At 42.8% G+C, this 17,566-nt stretch carries 16 protein-coding genes; 9 read left to right on the top strand and 7 right to left on the bottom strand.

Annotated features, from left to right (window positions below):
• Positions 1-55 precede the first annotated feature (55 nt).
• The 7 genes from ONB37_14380 to gcvPB form a co-directional block, all read right to left on the bottom strand.
• Positions 56-772: a transglycosylase SLT domain-containing protein gene (locus tag ONB37_14380; protein ID MDZ7401346.1), complete on the bottom strand. Its 717-nt coding sequence runs from the start codon at positions 770-772 to the stop codon at positions 56-58.
• Between the two features lie 634 nt (positions 773-1,406).
• Complete coding sequence (locus ONB37_14375; protein MDZ7401345.1) at positions 1,407-2,093, bottom strand: response regulator; 687 nt, start codon at positions 2,091-2,093, stop codon at positions 1,407-1,409.
• 721 nt (positions 2,094-2,814) lie between these two features.
• Positions 2,815-4,182 (bottom strand): sigma-54 dependent transcriptional regulator, encoded by a 1,368-nt coding sequence (locus ONB37_14370; protein ID MDZ7401344.1) that lies wholly within the window; start codon positions 4,180-4,182, stop codon positions 2,815-2,817.
• Between the two features lie 6 nt (positions 4,183-4,188).
• On the bottom strand, positions 4,189-6,222 hold the full coding sequence (locus tag ONB37_14365; GenBank protein MDZ7401343.1) for a PAS domain S-box protein: 2,034 nt from the start codon (positions 6,220-6,222) through the stop codon (positions 4,189-4,191).
• A 307-nt stretch (positions 6,223-6,529) separates the two neighbouring features.
• Complete coding sequence (locus ONB37_14360; GenBank protein ID MDZ7401342.1) at positions 6,530-8,029, bottom strand: cell wall metabolism sensor histidine kinase WalK; 1,500 nt, start codon at positions 8,027-8,029, stop codon at positions 6,530-6,532.
• Between the two features lie 42 nt (positions 8,030-8,071).
• Positions 8,072-9,022, bottom strand: coding sequence for a PleD family two-component system response regulator (locus ONB37_14355; GenBank protein ID MDZ7401341.1), 951 nt, complete (start codon positions 9,020-9,022; stop codon positions 8,072-8,074).
• Positions 9,023-9,413: 391 nt separating this feature from the next.
• A complete protein-coding gene (gene gcvPB, locus ONB37_14350; GenBank protein MDZ7401340.1) occupies positions 9,414-10,859 on the bottom strand; it encodes an aminomethyl-transferring glycine dehydrogenase subunit GcvPB in 1,446 nt (481 codons plus the stop codon).
• Positions 10,860-11,175: 316 nt separating this feature from the next.
• Between gcvPB and ONB37_14345 the strand changes: the two genes are divergently transcribed.
• From ONB37_14345 to ONB37_14305, 9 genes are all read left to right on the top strand, one after another.
• Positions 11,176-11,514, top strand: coding sequence for a hypothetical protein (locus ONB37_14345; protein ID MDZ7401339.1), 339 nt, complete (start codon positions 11,176-11,178; stop codon positions 11,512-11,514).
• A 155-nt stretch (positions 11,515-11,669) separates the two neighbouring features.
• Complete coding sequence (locus tag ONB37_14340; GenBank protein MDZ7401338.1) at positions 11,670-12,452, top strand: TPM domain-containing protein; 783 nt, start codon at positions 11,670-11,672, stop codon at positions 12,450-12,452.
• Positions 12,453-12,805: 353 nt separating this feature from the next.
• Entirely contained in the window at positions 12,806-13,525 is a 720-nt protein-coding gene (locus ONB37_14335) for a nucleotidyltransferase domain-containing protein (GenBank protein ID MDZ7401337.1), read from the top strand.
• A 20-nt stretch (positions 13,526-13,545) separates the two neighbouring features.
• Entirely contained in the window at positions 13,546-14,178 is a 633-nt protein-coding gene (locus ONB37_14330) for a LemA family protein (protein MDZ7401336.1), read from the top strand.
• A gap of 55 nt (positions 14,179-14,233) precedes the next feature.
• Entirely contained in the window at positions 14,234-15,868 is a 1,635-nt protein-coding gene (locus tag ONB37_14325; GenBank protein ID MDZ7401335.1) for a carbon starvation protein A, read from the top strand.
• Between the two features lie 6 nt (positions 15,869-15,874).
• A complete protein-coding gene (locus ONB37_14320; protein MDZ7401334.1) occupies positions 15,875-16,108 on the top strand; it encodes a hypothetical protein in 234 nt (77 codons plus the stop codon).
• A gap of 69 nt (positions 16,109-16,177) precedes the next feature.
• Positions 16,178-16,432 carry a DUF104 domain-containing protein gene (locus tag ONB37_14315; GenBank protein ID MDZ7401333.1) on the top strand — a complete coding sequence of 85 codons (255 nt, stop codon included), beginning with the start codon at positions 16,178-16,180 and terminating at the stop codon, positions 16,430-16,432.
• The gene (locus tag ONB37_14310) at positions 16,422-16,841 is read left to right on the top strand and encodes a PIN domain-containing protein (protein ID MDZ7401332.1); all 420 of its coding nucleotides are present in this window, start codon (positions 16,422-16,424) and stop codon (positions 16,839-16,841) included. Before ONB37_14315 ends, ONB37_14310 begins: the two co-directional genes overlap by 11 nt.
• Before the next feature lie 206 nt (positions 16,842-17,047).
• On the top strand, positions 17,048-17,566 hold a 519-nt coding region (locus ONB37_14305; GenBank protein MDZ7401331.1), incomplete at its 3' end, for a TRAP transporter TatT component family protein.

Below are 17,566 nucleotides of genomic sequence, written 5' to 3'. Positions count from 1 at the left end.
TCAAATCAGTAATCGTCTATCATAACCAACCTTAATTGTCTTGCAACTTTTATTATCATAAGATCCCGGTTTGCTGTTGGAATTTTTCGTAGAGTTTCAATATCGCTGGAACATAAGTTCGGGTCTCTTCCCAAAGAATCGACCAATCGGTCTTATGATTTCGATTTTTAATCCAAAGCGCTGCTCTCTTCTCGCCGCCATTATAAGCCGCCAATCCCCCGTCGATCTCGTACTGATGTACTAGATTCGACAGATAGCGGCATCCCAATCGGATATTGATAATAGGATCGAACAAGACCTTCTCTGCTGATGTCCAGGGGATACCTTCCTCCTTGGCTAATTGTTGCCCTGTTTGAGGCATAATTTGCATTAACCCCATTGCACCTTTCGGTGACACGACATCATGCCGCCAAGTCAGTGCACTCTCATGGGTAATTGTGGCGCAAATCAAATCAACATTCAAATTGGAATATTTCAAACTCATCTTATAAATCTCATCAGCGATGGCATATTTCTGTTCAGCACTCATCTGATCATTGTATTGCTCGATAATTTTGATGATCCGCTGCACTTCATATTGGCGCTTGCTGTCCAAATTCATTGTAGATCGGAGGTCGGTCATCGATTTCTCGATATGATTGATTTTCTCTTTGGCCTCCTCAACCGTAAAATATTTGTAGGAAAAGCTTGCTGTTGTGATAAAAACAATCAAAATTGTTGAAACCAATATGATTGATTTAATCGGTTGCGTGGTTTTATATTTAGTCTTCATATTCATAACCTCCATGTCATTCATCGATTTTTTCCCAACCCTGCCCCAAATATAAACCGGATCAATTATCCTGGTGTGGTATTCATCACAATCTAATCAAATTGTGATGATTCATTCAGCTATCCCTTTTGCAACTTCTCAGCTACAAATTTAGCGCCAAATCGCTTTTTAACTTTTATTTTTAAATTTTGTTCTCAAATTCTTTTAAAAGTATGCTCTACTGAAATGCCTAAACGGAATCTTGATAGAAATATGAAAGGAGATCTTGGCGACTCAAACTCCAATTTCTCCGACCATTGATGCTTTTGTAAATCATTGATTAAGTGGCATAAGCAAGATTTTTATTACATGATAAAAGGGGAGAACCTTGAGGCTGCTCAAATATAAAGATCGCAATTCAACTCTGTCAAAGATCATGTCACCTTTTTAGCGATAAGCCCTGCATTAGAGAAGATCGTTTCAAAGGGCCTTTGGATATTCGCAATCAACAAAGCCATTTTTTTGCTCAACACTGATGCAATTGTTTCGCAATGAAACAATTAACAAAATTTTTTAGCTCGCATCGAAATTTCTAAATTATCTAAGGATTCAATTTGCGGATTATTGCTAATCTGCCCATAAAAAATAAAATTCACTATACACCTATGTTAGGATCTTTTTTTTCACCAAGTCCCCTCCACTTTTCATGAATTGACCTTCGACTTGGAGGATCTATCAAGCCAATATCATAATCGAAGCGGTTCCAATTTAATATATCTCGGAAAGTATGTTCGCTTTCTTCCTCATCAACAGTTACCTGAATGACTTCCCCTCCATTAACATACTTTGTGCCATGATCTTGTCCATTAGAACCGTTTAATGATCCATCAAATTTTTTCTGGCTATTGTGTTGAACAATGTCCTTGAGAGATAAATTAATCAATCGAGTCTGATGACTCTCTAAATTGCCATTTAAAGCTCGCGCGATAGTTTCCTTGAGGTCATGGATTTCAAATGGTTTTTCGATATAACAAATCGTCGAATCATTCTTAACGATATCTTGCACATCCGAATGTCGCCAAGCACTCATAACAATCACTTTCATATTTGGGTAATGCTGTTGAACAAAGCTTAATAATCCCAAGCCATCCTTTCCTGGCATTCGGATATCTGAGATCAGCAAATCAAAAGATTGCCGTTCCAACATCTTGATCGCAGCATCCCCTGAATTCACGCAGATAATCTCGTACTCTTGATTTTCTTTTCTAAGGCTTTTCGAGATACTCCACGTTAAATCTTCTTCATCATCAGCAATCAATATCTTTTTGGGGACATAAGCCATAATTTTGCCCTTTTTTCAATTGAATGTTCAAATTCAAATTAACAGATTACCTTGCGCAAATGTTATGCCACGACGTTCCCTCTATGGACGAGTTTGATGCAACGCAATTTCCATAAACAAATGATCCAATATTTTTCTTATTTCCATAGAATTATCAATTTTGTTTCTGAGGCTAATTCGGACTTATTCGAATGGGATCTGATGGAAAAAATTTAACAACGCGATAGAGATCCTATTTTTGTGATCGATTTCTTACCAAATTTGATTAAATTCAATTCAGCCAGCTGGTGGTCGATGGATCGATCTGCGTGCGACTGGATGAATTGGTTTGAAAAGATAAGCAACATTTTTCAGATGAAACAATCGAAAATTTGGATACTTTTTATAAATTCTTGGGAGACGGCAAAAATAAATTTAAATGAAGATCAAATTCGGAAGAGAAATTTGATGAAGGACAAACAACCTACTCGTTCAAAATTGGCTGATGAGTACATCATCAGAGAACGGAGTGCATAATATTTGATCTAGAAATAAGCGATAGGTATAGCATTTCAAATCGTGCTCTCCCACGTGATGGTCATTATGGATAAAAAAACAAAAAGGACGCCAAATAATATTCAAATCAACACCAAAATAGCATGCAAAAGCTATTGGCGTCCCCAAAATTATCGTCTCAGAGGCCCAAAATATGGTGTTGCTTTCTCTAAATCGAGCAAAGGGTTCAGGCGATGCCATATTGCTTCAGCTTTTCTCGCAACGTGGAACGCGAGATATTTAGTACTCGGGCGGCTTTGGATTTATTGCCATCGAATCTTTGGAGTGTCTCGATGATATGTTTCCGCTCCATATCCTGTAATGAGACCGCTCCATCTGGAACCGATGGCAGCGGCGCTGCTTTAGGCTCTTTTTGTGGTGCGGTTCGCAGTTCTATGGGAAGATGTTCAACATCAATAAAATTTTTCTGACATAATATTACGGCCCGCTCAATCACATTCTTCAATTCACGAACATTTCCAGGCCAATCATAGTTTAGCAGCAGTTGCTCAGCTTCTTCTGTTAATCCCATGATGTTTTTCGAAAATTCGTTGTTATTTTGTTCGATAAACAACTTGGCCATTGGAATAATATCCTCTACTCGCTCTCGCAATGGCGGCAAATTGATTACCATGACCTTCAGACGATAGTACAAATCTTCACGGAACGTGCCATTTTTAACGCATTCTTTCAAATCCTGATTAGTGGCAGCAATAATGCGCACATCGATCTTAATGTCACTGGTTCCGCCAATTCGACGAAAGCTTTGTGTTTCCAGTACGCGGAGCAATTTAGGTTGAAGGGACAATTTCATGCTGGATATTTCATCAAGGAACAATGTCCCGCCATGAGCGAGTTCGAAGACGCCTTTTTTCATTGCCTTTGCATCAGTAAAAGCGCCTTTCTCATAACCAAACAACTCGCTTTCCATAAGATTTTCAGGGATTGCGCTGCAATTGATGGCGATCAGTGGCTTATCAGCGCGGGAACTCAGTTTATGAATTGCTTTGGAGACCAATTCTTTGCCGGTTCCGCTTTCGCCTTGAATCAGAACCGAAGTTTTCGGAGTTTTTGCAACAACTTTGATAAGCTCCTTGACACTTCTGATCTTGGGGCTATTACCAAAAATAGCTATGTCAGGATATTGACGTTGCTCATTCAGTTTCAATTGGGAGACTTCGCGTTTCAGACGATGCACATCTAATGCTTTTTTCACAACCATTCCAAGTTGGTCGTGATCAAATCCTTTCGTTATGTAGTCGTAAGCGCCACCCTTCATGGCATCAACCGCAGAGGGCACTGACCCATACGCGGTAATGATGATGACAAGTAGGTCTGGATCAATCTCATGGGCTTTGGCCAGGACTTGCATTCCGTCCATGGCTGGCAGTCTGATGTCTAATAACATCAAATCGAAAATCTCTTTTTTCAAAATTTCGATGGCCTCCTCCCCTGAAGATGCGGTCTTAACCTGATACCCCAACTTGGAGAGGTATTTGGAATAGCCTAAGGTTAAAACTTCTTCATCGTCAACAATCAGTATTCGTTCATTCATTGACTATCACTCCTCCGTCGGCAATAATAACGTGAAAGTCGTGCCTTCCCCAACCTTACTATCGACTCGGATATCTCCACCATGCTCTTCAATGATTCGATAAACGATCGACAACCCCAATCCGGTTCCCTGGGGTTTGGTCGTAAAAAATGGATCAAAGATTATATTCAACTGATCTGGCTTAATGCCAATTCCGGTATCGCGGACAGCCACCTCAACGTACCGACCAGGCTTATTCGCTTGGATAAAGCTTCGTTTCCTCCGATCACGAGCATAAATGACCGTTTCGACTGTTCGGGCGGTCACTTCTAATAAGCCTCCTTGAGGCATTGCGTCAATTGCATTCATGTACAAATTAATAAACACCTGCTGGATTTGATTAAAATCTACAAACACTGGCACTAAGTTCGGATCGAATTTCTTTTGGTACGTGAGATTAGCATTTTTAAACCGATCTTGCAAGAGAATTTCAGCTTCTTTGATGATCTCGTTGAGCTGATAGGTTTTTCGCTGGGGTTCTCGTGGCTTCGCGTAAGAAAATAGGGCGCGGAGCAGATTATCCAGCCGATTCACTTGCTTAATGATCCGTGCCAGATACTCTTGACGAGAATCGGTTTTGTCTAACTCTTCTTCAAGGATTTGCGCCATCGTCTTTATCCCCGCTAACGGATTTCGAACCTCATGGGCGATCCCTGAAGCCAAAACCCCTAAGGACGCCAGCCGATCCATCCGTACAACTTCAATCTGCATCTGCTTAATCTGAGAGATATCTCGAAAGGAGATGATGGTGCCAACCTTTAAATTATGATTGTCGATCCTCGGTGTAACGGTGTATCCAACAAATACCTTCTTGCCGTCTTTGCGCGTTAATTCCATCTCGCGATTCAATAAAGAGTGCTCATGGGAGATAACATCGGGCAATAACTTGCGGCTTTCTTCAATGGGCAAAATTTCGTCGATATATTTGCCAATAACTTCGTCACTTTTATACCCCAAAACTTCCTCTGCTCCATTATTAAAAGAAGTAATTCGGCGCTCAAGATCCAGGGTAATCAAACCAGCGCCCATGCTTTGAATAATGCTTTCATTAAAATTTTTTAATTCGGTGATCTCCTGTTCCAGCTTCTTACGTTGGGTAATATCTCGAGCAATCCCAACTACACCCACCACTTCCCCTTTTTCAAAAATGGGATTGATGTTCATAGAGAGATAAAGCGGAGCACCAGTCTGGCAGATCATTCGAATCTCAAAAATGCGCGCCTTGCCCTGGATGGTCATATTAAAATTGTTCCGTGCCTCAACTCGATCTTCTGGAGCAACCAGATCAAAAAAGCTGCGTCCGATCCAATCTTCGCGCGCGAAACCGGCTAAGGTGCTTAAGCGGCGATTGATGAAGATAAAATCTCCTTTCAAATTGAGCGTATAAATTAAATCATTGGCGTTCTCAATGAGGTCTTGATATTTGTATTCAGTGCGTCGAATTTTCTGTTCTAACTCTTTGTTCTTCTGCCGCACCTGGTGCAGAATGAATACGTTATCGATCACATTCATCAGTTCTCGATGTCCGAACGGCTTGATTAAAAACGCAGCCAATCCCATTTCAAATAAAGCCGTACGATCGATATCATATTCTGTCTGCGCTGTGATCATAATTACTGGTGTGTCGGCTAAGTGTTTGTACCGCTGACTGGTAACCAACCGGTTAAACACCTCCACTCCGTTCATCACTGGCATCATGTAATCCAAAAGGATCAAATCGGGCTTATATTTTAGAATGAAATCTAATCCCTCTTGACCATTAGAGGCGGAAATAAAATTGTACCCTGCCGAGACAATAATCTTTCGACCGATCTCAATCATGTCAGGATCGTCATCGATCAGTAAAATGGTCTTCTTGCTGGGGGATCTTGAGCTGAATGTCATCGGGGCAATTGTTTGACTGCTGCGATATACATGGTCGCTGATGAAATTTTCCAGATCGGTCAAACTTTTTCGATCCTTTAAATTAAACAGTTGATTCGATTTTTGCGGCACCAGCATAACATTCCTCACTTTCATATGGATACAGCTATCGTCCTATAACTGAAGCGCAAAAATATCAGCACCTTTCCCCTTTTAGTTACGACCAATTTACAAAATTTTTAGATTATTAATTTCAAATGCTTCGTTAATGGAAAAGAGGCAAGGGATTTGGAATTAGCAGTGAAGGATTGTGTACCCCCAGATCCTGAAATCATTGCGAATCCAGACCGAACTTTGTTCGACTTCAATCAACTCGCCAGCAGCCAGCTCCTTTATTCACTTATTGCCCTACCCTCGCTTACAGAATCGAGATCTCTTCAGACCGCTAAACAGCCTCATTTTGCTCGGCCGTCATTGTCTCTTCTTGAGTCACCATTTCGTTTCCTTTTTTAGGGATGGAGAAAGTGAAGATCGACCCCTCACCAAGTTTGCTCTCGACCCAAATTGATCCCTCATGCAACTCAATAATTTCTTTGACCAACGATAATCCTAAACCTGAGCCAGTGATCTCTTGTACATGCTCATCATCAGTGACGCGATAAAATTTATCGAAAATCCGATTGAGCGATTTCTCTGGGATTCCATATCCCCGATCGATCACCCTTACCAATTGTTCGTCTTCTTTGTCTTGAACCTCAATGATGATCGGTCTCCCCTCAGGACTGTATTTCACTGCATTGCTGAACAGATTTAAAATGACCTCACCCATCATCTCACGATCCACCCAAACGGTATCAAGATCTTCAGGAATATTCAGCGTGACCTTCATCCCTTTCCGTTCAGCCAGATACATGTTCATCTCCAACACACTCTCAATCACATGTCCCATTTGGACAGGAGTCTTATGCATCTGACTCTTACCTGATTCGATTCGTGAAATATCTAAAAACTTATTGATTAGATCGCCAAGGCGGTTGGACTCTTTTAGGATAATCTCAGCGTATTCTTTGGATTGTTCAGGCGTAAGCCCTTCATCGAGCAAAAGTTCACTAAAACCAGCAATGCTAGTGAGTGGTGAGCGTAACTCATGCGCCACCATGGACACTAGTTCTGTCTTCATGCGGTCGATTTCTTTTTCTTTGGTGATATCTCGAAAAATTGTTACAATGCCGATTAAATTATTATCTGCATCAATGACGCGAGCTGCTTTCGCTTGAACGACAATCTGTTTCTTTTTATTATAAGGCTTGATCGTCAGCTCCACCTTGCTATCATTGCTATTCTCTCCAGCTCGAATCTTGTTGACAAGCGCCAGCAAGTTTTGCTCATAAATGACTTTCTCAACTGGCTGGTCCAAAATCTCCTCTTCGCTTAACCCCAACCACGACTGTGCAACAGAATTAACGACCAGGACTTTGTTATCCGGCCCAGTCACGATTACCCCATCAGCAATGTTTTTAAGGATAGTTTTAGTTTTATTTTTCTCATTGATGATCTGGTTGAGGTTCATATTATTGAGCCGACGCAGCTCAGTGGTCATAAAATTGATGATCTTGGCCAATCTTCCCCATTCATCATCACCCTCCACTGGGACCCTATGGTTGAAATTACCTCGTGCAATTTCAGTTGCGCTTCGAGTAAACTGTTTTATTGGCTCGTCAATCCGCTTACTGATCGTAATAGATCCCAAAGCAGTTAGGACGATCGTCAACAGAAAAAGTAGGGAAAAGAACAACAATAAGGTCTTTTGGTCGACCAGGTTGACCAAAAGGCTAATCTTCACCACGAAAATCCCACAGATCAGCAATGGCAGCACCGATACAGCTAGAATAATAAAAAATATCTTTCTTGAGAACGAATGCTTCTCTAAAATTTTCATTGTCATAATTAGAATTCCTCTACCAATCACTAAAGCGCAACTGACCGATTATCCTAACACCACACGATTGCGACCAGCTTTTTTCGCCAGATAGAGCCGCTGGTCCGCAATTTTGACCAATTCTTCTGGGGTCATCGCGTCTTCTGGGAACGTCGCAACCCCCATGCTGATGGTAAGCTTGCCATTAGGTTGAGTTTCTTCATAGTGGAACTTCTGATGCTCGATGAGGTTCTTGATCTTATTGGCCACTACGCCGGCTGCTTGTTTATCGGTCTCTACCAAGATGAGGGCAAATTCTTCCCCCCCGTATCGAGCTGCAATATCAATTTTGCGAATATTATTTCGAAGCAAATCTGCAATCGTCTTCAATACTTGATCGCCCGCCGGATGCCCATGCGTATCGTTATAGTTTTTAAAATAATCAATATCGATCATCGAAATCGATACATGGGAATTATGACGCTTCGCCCGGGTGATTTCCTGCGTCAATTGTTCTTTAAAATATCTATAGTTGTATAATCCAGTCAAACCGTCCGTGATGGCCAATTGGATTAATTTACTCTGAGCGATCTCCAGTTCTTTGATTTTTAGCTCCAATTCATCATGCAAATATTTTATGCGAAGCAAAGATTTGACCCGAGCCAATAGCTCCAATTTGTTGAACGGTTTACTGATGAAATCATCCGCTCCTGCCTCAATGCCTCTGACTTTATCATCAACCTCATTCAGTGCGGTCACCATGATGATCGGAATAAATCGGGTGCTTTCGAGGCTCTTTAATCGTCGGCACACTTGAAAGCCATTCATTTTGGGCATCATTACGTCCAGCAAAATCAAATCAGGCCGCTCTTCATCAATGCGCTGCAATGCCTCAATTCCATCGTTCGCCAAGATCACCTGATAACCAACTGACTCTAAATAGGTCTTTTGTAATTTTCGATTCAACGGAATATCGTCGACCACTAATATTTTGGACTGCTCTGGTTTTTTGTTCATCATGCCTCTCACTCTCCACTAAGTTGTCTAATCATAGATGCAAAATTGCCCGTCCCTTCATCCGTCTTAAAAAATCAGAGCTCTTCGACGCTGTGTGCGTTCCAGTATTGAGCTGGCATTGCCACTTGTTTTTTCGGGATCTTATTGACTAGTGCGACGATCGCTCAGACCGTTAACTACGGTTCATCACATATGATTTCGAAGAAAGAATACAATCATATGGGCGTGGTTGCTGTTTTGATTAAAATAGTTTCATGATTACACAAAAACTCGCTTGAGTACTATGACTCAATTCTTTCTCCCCTGGGCATCGCAGCGCTATTTTAAACTCTTGTTTGGGTCATGAAGCCTTTCGAAAATGAGCTCCCCGTGCACCCAATCATTCTCCAACAAGTTAATGCGGTTGATAACGAAGGTCTGGCTGCTTAACGGCTCTGGCTTCATCCAGCCGCGCAACCGGCGTTGTATGTGGGGCGTTCCGGACAAGATCGGGATTGGTTTCTGCTTCACGTGCGATCTGGATCATGCACTCAGCAAATTGGTCTAGTGTTTCCTTCGATTCTGTTTCTGTTGGCTCAATCATAATCGCCTCTCGCACGATCAATGGAAAATAGATGGTCGGCGCATGAAAACCAAAATCCAAAAGCCGTTTCGCCATATCGGCAGTGGAAACGCCCTTATCTTTTTGCCGCGAACCTGAAAGCACGAACTCGTGCATCGCTGGTCCAGGATAGGGCAATTCAAAATGATCAGATAATAATTTCATTAAATAATTCGCATTGATAATGGCGTTTTGACTGACGCGTTTCAATCCCGCAGCACCCAGCATCCTGATATAGGTGTATGCCCGAACCATCACAGCGAAATTGCCATAGAAGGAATGGATCCTGCCAATAGATTTAGGAAAGTCATCCTTTAAGTGATATTCACTCCCATTTTTGACAATCCGCGGGACTGGCAGAAAATCGACCAATTTTTCAGAGACGCCAACGGGGCCAGCTCCTGGACCACCCCCTCCATGTGGAGTTGAAAATGTCTTGTGCAAATTAAAGTGAAGCACATCAACGCCCACATCACCAGGCCGAACAATGCCTAAAAGCGCATTCAAATTGGCACCATCCATATACAGCAGTGCACCAACTTCATGCAATAATTCGTTAATCTTTGCAAGTTGCGTTTCAAAAAGGCCCAACGTATTTGGATTGGTGAGCATTAATGCAGCAGTCTTGTCATTGAGATGACGCTTCAGGTCTTCTAAATCGACCAGCCCGCGCTCGTTCGATTTGATTTTTACAGCCTGATATCCAGATATCGTCACACTGGCAGGATTCGTTCCATGAGCGGAATCTGGGATTAAAATATTTTCTCGGGGATCTCCTAGATTTTCATGATACGCCCGAATCAACATCAAACCAGTTAACTCTCCATGGGCACCTGCGGCTGGTTGTAACGTTACTGCTTTCATGCCAGCGATCTCACACAGAAATTGTGATAATTCATCCATCAGCGCCAGCGCGCCTTGTGTGAGCCTCTCATGTTGCATCGGATGCAGATCCTTGAGGCAGGAACTACTCGCCACCTGCTCATTGATTTTCGGATTGTATTTCATTGTGCAGGATCCAAGGGGATAAAAACCTTTGTCGATATGATAGTTCATTGTGGAGAGAGCAATGAAATGTCGCACGACTTCGTTTTCGCTCAACTGGGGTAGGCGCGCAGGTTGCTGACGCAAAAACTTTGGTGGGATCATCGCTGCTAACTTTCGTTCCGGAACAGTAGCCGAGCCTAATGAAAAGCCTTTCCTATTTTCTACGCTCAGTTCGAATAACAATTTTGCCATTCACTCGCTCCAATCAATTTGCCAGATTTTCATTTTCGAACGATAACGAATTTTTTTTCGTTCTCAAAATCATCAATTATTTTTTCAAAACGAAACTTAAAATACAATTTAATTTATAAATAGTCAAGCATTTTTTCAAAAAACATTATTAAAGTACATTAACAAAAGTCATTCCATTACTTCAAATTTTACAAACAAAAAAAGATGATCGTCCAAAATTTTTAGCTTGCATTATAAAAAAAAACCATCTATATTTGGCCTGTTATAAGCTCCAGACGGTACTACAACTAGGTTTAGCATCAGGAGGATTAAAATTATGGATTCAAGCAATTTTGGGAAGTATCATGCGTTCAGGTCTGGAAATGACTTTGTGGATACTCAATTTGTCCCCAATGCCGATGTAATTTCCTTGGAGACTATTGTGCACATGTTGGTAGCGAAGGGGGTTTGTACCGCGGAAGAATTATTTATGTTGGAAGGTCGCGTTCAGGATCTCAATCATAAAAGTCACGGGATGAACTTCGTTTCTATTCAGAACCAATTAGATCGGGGCAGGTTCCCTGGGTTGAAAAAGGCGATGAGCAAGCATCGCTGGTCTCGCCGGCTCGGTACATTGCTATTTGGCTGGAAATGGAAAAAGGTGAAAAAATTTTAAATCAATTGAATCAATTTTTCAAATCATGGAACAAGTTGAGCGAAAGGTTTCTGAACGCCCCGGGTGGGTTATTGGAAACCTTTTGTTTTAATGTTTAAGGAACTTAACAGCATCAATATCGTGAAAAATTCTGATCAAACTTTAATGAGTAAAGGATGAAAAATATCAAAATAAGTTTGTATGGATTCGTTTGGATCCTATTGGGCATCGTTAGCTTGTTCGCTCAAAATCTTCCAGAGCGACCAGTGCGCGCCCAGGCCGTAAATGATTTTGCTCAGGTAATTCCCGCCTCATTTAAGAATCAAATCGAAGCAATTTGTAATGAGGTCTGGGAAAAAACTAGCACTGCCATAGTAATTGTCACCATAGAATCGCTGGGAGGTGAAAATTTAGAGGAATATGCGAATCGGCTGTATGAATCTTGGGGAATTGGCAAGCGCGGCGAGGACAATGGAGTACTTATTTTGAATGCCATTCAGGATCGTAAGGTGCGGATTGAAACTGGTTATGGCGTAGAAGACATTTTGCCCGATGGGAAGGTCGGTCAGATTATCGATGATTATATGATCCCTCACTTACGGAAGGGCAATTATGGCCAAGCATACTTGAATGCTGTCATCATTATTGCCCAGACCATCGCAGCAAAGGCTGGCGTTGAGCTAACAGGCGAGATAAGCTCGCTGCGTCCCGGGGATGAAGGGGATGCGGCACCAGGACAATGGGTAGGGGGACTTTTTCCCATTCTGTTTATTATTTTTCTCCTCATCATCACCCGAGGTAGAATCTTGCCTTGGTTAATTATTGGGTCGATGTCTGGAGGTAGAGGTGGTCGAGATAGTTGGGGAGGCTTTGGCGGGCATGGAGGTGGCTTCGGTGGAGGATTCGGTGGTTTCGGTGGCGGTATGAGCGGCGGCGGTGGCGCAAGCCGAAGCTATTAGTTCGTCCTTGATCGAATATTTTATGAGATTGTGAGTAAATTCAAAATTCTGCCAAATGAGCAAATGATTCGCCTTGTTCCATTAACTAACAAGTGAGGCAATGATTGCGATCGCCATCAAAATTGCAATGTTTTGCCATCATTTGGATCTTCCAGAACATCTCAATCAAATTTAGAGTTCTGGAGAATCAATGCACAATTTTGATGTCATGGCCCCTAAATGCGATGATCTTCTAACGCGCTATTTATGACAATCAAAGCGACTTTTCATTTGTTGGGTGACATTTAGATATCTGTGATTTACCTATTTTTCAAAAGACCAGAATCAAATTGCTAACGGAGTGACAGAATTCAATGCCTAAAATCCCAAAGAATCCAGAACAAATCTTTTCAGAATTAGTGCACGATTATCAATCTCTTTTTGGTGATCAATTGATAGCTATCATTTTGTATGGCAGCGCAGCACGAGGGGAATATGTTTATAAGAGATCCGATATCAATTTTCTCATTGTGCTTAGCGAATCGGGAATTCGAAACCTTCGACGTGCTTTGCCGCTGGTCGCACGATGGAAAAAGCGAAATGTAAGCACGCCGCTAATTTTGACCCAAGAATATATTCATTCTGCGCTGGATGCCTTCCCGATCGAATTTTTGACAATAAAGTTACATCATCATTTAGTGTATGGCATAGATATTTTAGCATCGATTGAAATCAACTTGGAGCATTTGCGATTGCAATGCGAACGAGAGCTGCGCGGCAAACTGCTCTATTTGCGAGAAGGCTTTCTAAATAGCAATGGTCGGCCGACGCTGATCAAGCAATTGATTAGCCAATCGTTACCAGCATTTGCATCGATTTTTACAGGGCTTCTTTATCTAAAAAATATTGACGTGCCGAGCTCGAGGCGCGACCTTTTTAGCAGAGTTGTAGAAAATTTCGATCTCGACGCGAAACTATTTGAACATCTCATAGAGCAAAACTATCGGAAATTTGGGCGATTTGAATTATGTGATTTAATGGATGCCTACATCATTCAAATAGCTAAACTAATTAATGTGGTAGATCAATTATAAAATATTCGGAGAGGAGCACAATGGAAGGACAGAGAAGATTCGGTTTTTTTGGAATGGCTGGCATCGGTTGTCTGGTCATCATAGTTTTATTGGCTTTATTTATTCTTTTGCCAGGGTTTTTCTCTTATAACAAGTTAGTAAATCTGGATGAGAGTGTGAATGGTGCCTGGTCTGAAGTGGAAAATCTTTACCAGCGTCGCATGGACCTCATTCCCAATTTGGTCGAAACTGTGAAAGGATATGCCAAATTCGAGCGTGAGACGCTGGAGGCGGTAATTCAGGCGAGGGCGAATGCGACGAGGCCGAATATTAGCACGAGCGAACTGGTTAATAACCCAGCATTACAACAGCAATTTATCCAAGCTCAAGAAAATTTGGGCCAGGCCCTCGGGCGGTTGCTTGTGGTTATCGAACGATATCCTGAACTGAAGGCAAATCAAAATTTCATCCGATTGCAAGATGAACTGGCTGGCACGGAAAATCGAATTTCTGTTGCCCGGCGTCGTTATAACGAATCGGTCTTGGAATACAATCGTGCCATTCGGCGCTTCCCAGTATTCATCGTAGCTGGTCTGATGGGATTTGAAAAGCGAGCTTACTTTGAAACAGCTCCAGAGGCGAGACAAGCTCCCAAGGTAGATTTCAATAATTGAATCTAATACATCATTGGCGAACAATCATTTCAGCATCATATGCAAAGGAGTTTCCATGAGCTCAATCATATTGCTCGGAATCGCAGTGATCGGTTTCGTCTTGGCCTACGCTTTTTATGGAAGGTATATCTCAAAACGATTGGGAATCGATCCAAATCAACCAACGCCCGCCCATACGATGCGAGATGATGTGGATTATGTCCCCGCCAAAGCGCCCGTGCTATTGGGACATCATTTTGCTTCCATAGCAGGCGCAGGACCAATCGTTGGTCCCATCACTGCTGCCGTCTTCGGTTGGGTGCCAGTGTTCTTGTGGATCGTGCTCGGCAGCATTTTCATCGGCGCAGTCCATGATTTGACATCCATTGTGGCATCGATTCGGCACAAGGGGCAATCCATCGGCGTGGTGATCGACCAGCAAATTGGCAGAAGGGGCAAGCAACTGTTTTTGATCTTCGCCTGGTGTACGCTGGTGTTGGTGGTGGCGGCTTTTACAATTCTGGTCGCCAATACATTCGTTGAAAAACCACCCGTCGGCACGGCCTCGGTGTTCTTTATTTTGCTGGCGGTCCTTTTTGGCTTATCGATTTATCGCATGAATGCCCCGTTAGCGGTTGCGACAATTGTCGGCGTGGCATTGTTGCTGTTTTGTATCTGGATGGGATTTCAGCTTCCCATTCTGCTCTCCAGTCAAACCTGGACCTGGATTTTGTTGGTCTACATTTTTGCGGCATCAGTATTGCCAGTCTGGCTGTTGCTTCAGCCGCGGGATTATCTGAATTCATTTTTATTATATATGGTGCTGGTGGGGGCGTTTATTGGCATTCTGATGAAGAACCCAAGCATCACCATGCCCGCGTTTATCGCTTTCAACGACCATGAGTTGGGATTGCTATTCCCGATTTTGTTCGTCACAGTGGCTTGCGGCGCTATTTCGGGCTTCCATTCGCTGGTCGGCTCGGGCACGACGGCCAAGCAATTGAATCGAGAAACCGACGCCAAACCAGTTGGCTATGGGGGCATGTTGATCGAGGGAATTTTGGCGGTCATTGCACTGATCACCGTCGCCACCATTGTCGGTGGCAGTTTTCGAGGCAATCCGATCAAAATCTTTGCCGAGGGAGTTGGCAGCTTTGTGGCCAGGTTGGGCATACCAAGCCAGGTGGGAGTGACCTTCGCGGCGCTCGCCTTATCCGCCTTTGCCCTCACCTCGCTGGACACCGCCACCCGATTGGGACGATTCGCTTTTCAGGAGTTCTTTCGATCCGAACAGCAATCTGCCTGGCAAAAGGTGTTGACGAACCGCTATGTGGCGACCTTTTTCACCGTGCTGCCTGGTAGCATCCTGGCTTTTTCGGGCAGCTACAAAGCCATCTGGCCGATTTTCGGATCGGCCAATCAAATGTTAGCGGCTTTGGCGTTGTTGGCTGGCAGTGTCTGGCTGGCGAACAAAGGTCAGAAAAACGGCTTTCTGCGCTATCCCATGTATTTCATGTTCGCCGTAACGCTGACGGCATTGGTGATTTTGGTCTATCATAAGATTATTTCGCTGCTCGATCATTATTCAGGGGTAAAAATTCTGGATAGCTTCAATCTGGTTAGCACCTACATGTTAGCCGTGGTTGGAACGCTGTTGTTCGTGGTGGCGGTCATTCTGGTTTTGGAGGCGTATCGGAAATTGAAAAAGTAGGACAAGATGGTTTCTTGTCCTTTGCAGGTTGAGATCAATATGAGAGCAAAGAGTTTAATAGAGCAACGAGGAACCTATACCTTAGAAAGAAACGGAAAATTTAGTATCATCGAAAATGTGCCTGCTCGGGTTAATCCAGAGACGGGCGAGCAATTTTTTTCGCTAAATACGGTTGAAAGATTACAACTGATAATTCTCGGTAACGAACTTCGTCGGGTTGTTTTCCGCCGTGACGGATAGAAGAAATCTTTTGTTTTTTAAATCTGAAATCTAAATTCTAAATTCTAAAATTAAAAATGGGGTTTTCTTATGACAAAAACAGTCCATGCTATTTTCGATGGAAAAGTCTTTCGCCCTGAAAAAGAGGTCGAGCTAAAAATTAACCAGCGATATCGTTTGAGGATCGAGCCTTTGGAGAAAGATGAACTGATCGAAAGCGTTGAGAAAGATTCCGCTTTTGATCTAGCTTCGCTGGCTGTAAAAACTGGAATCACAGATCTGGCTACAAATCATGACCATTATTTGTATGGAATGCCAAAAAAGGATTTGAATAATGAGAAATAGCTGCTTTGTGGACTCCGCAGGCTGGATAGCATTATTGAACGCAGATGATGAACTCCATCAAAAAACTGACGCGATATACAAAGAGCAGTTGCTTGCTGGAACCATGTTTATAACTTCAACGGCAGTTTTAAATGAAGTTGCTAATTCGCTTTGTAAGCCAATGTATCGTGATGCTGTAATTGAATTTTACAAGCGACTGCAAAATTCTCTGAGGATCAAAACAGTATTTGTTGATAAGAGCTTATGGTCTCAGGGGTGGAAATTATTTGAAGACCGTCCTGATAAATCATGGAGCTTAACCGACTGCATTTCGATGGAAATAATGAGCAAATACAAGCTGAGAGACGTTCTAACAAATGATATACATTTCAGTCAAGCGGGCTATAACGCATTATTGCGGGAAAAATAATCAACTGTTCTACAAGTTTAAATAATCCACCTGACAAAAATAATTAACATGCCTTGGGTTGTTTTCCAACTAGCGGATTGGAGAAACAATTAAAGTCATCTGAAATGAAAAAATATTCGATCATATTCATCCTACTCTTTTTGATCAGCAATTGCAGCGTCCAGAAACTTGCCCTCCGCTCCATGTCGGGCATTCTGGATAACAGCATGTCTGCACTTTTCGAGGAGAGCGATCTCCAATTGGCCGAGCAAGCCATCGCCTCGGATTTGAAGTTGCTGGAAGGGCTGATCAAGAGCGATCCCAATAATGAAAAATTCTTGCTGCTGGCCTGCCAGGGATTCGCCTCTTATGCGCTGGGTTTCGTCGAAGACCAGGATCCAGAGCGAGCTAAATCGCTTTACCTGCGCGGTAGAGATTATGGCTTCAAAATCCTCAAGAAAAATCCCTTGTTCCAGCCAGCACTCAGCGGCGAGCTCGACCGTTTGGCGACGGCTCTAAAAAAATTCGATAAGAGCGATGTACCTGCTCTGTTCTGGACCGCCAACAACTGGGCCAATTGGATCAATCTCAATTTGACCGACACCGATGCCCTGGCCGATCTGCCGCGGGTACAACTGATGATGCAGCGGGTGATCGAATTGGATGAAGGTTATTTCTTCGGCGGCGCCCATCTGTTTTTCGCCACCATTTATGCTTCTCGTCCCAAACTGCTGGGCGGCGATGCG

This window comes from candidate division KSB1 bacterium (assembly GCA_034506395.1).
In the GTDB taxonomy this organism is placed as follows: domain Bacteria; phylum Zhuqueibacterota; class Zhuqueibacteria; order Thermofontimicrobiales; family Thermofontimicrobiaceae; genus Thermofontimicrobium.
This window is presented reverse-complemented; position numbering and strand designations above follow the sequence as displayed.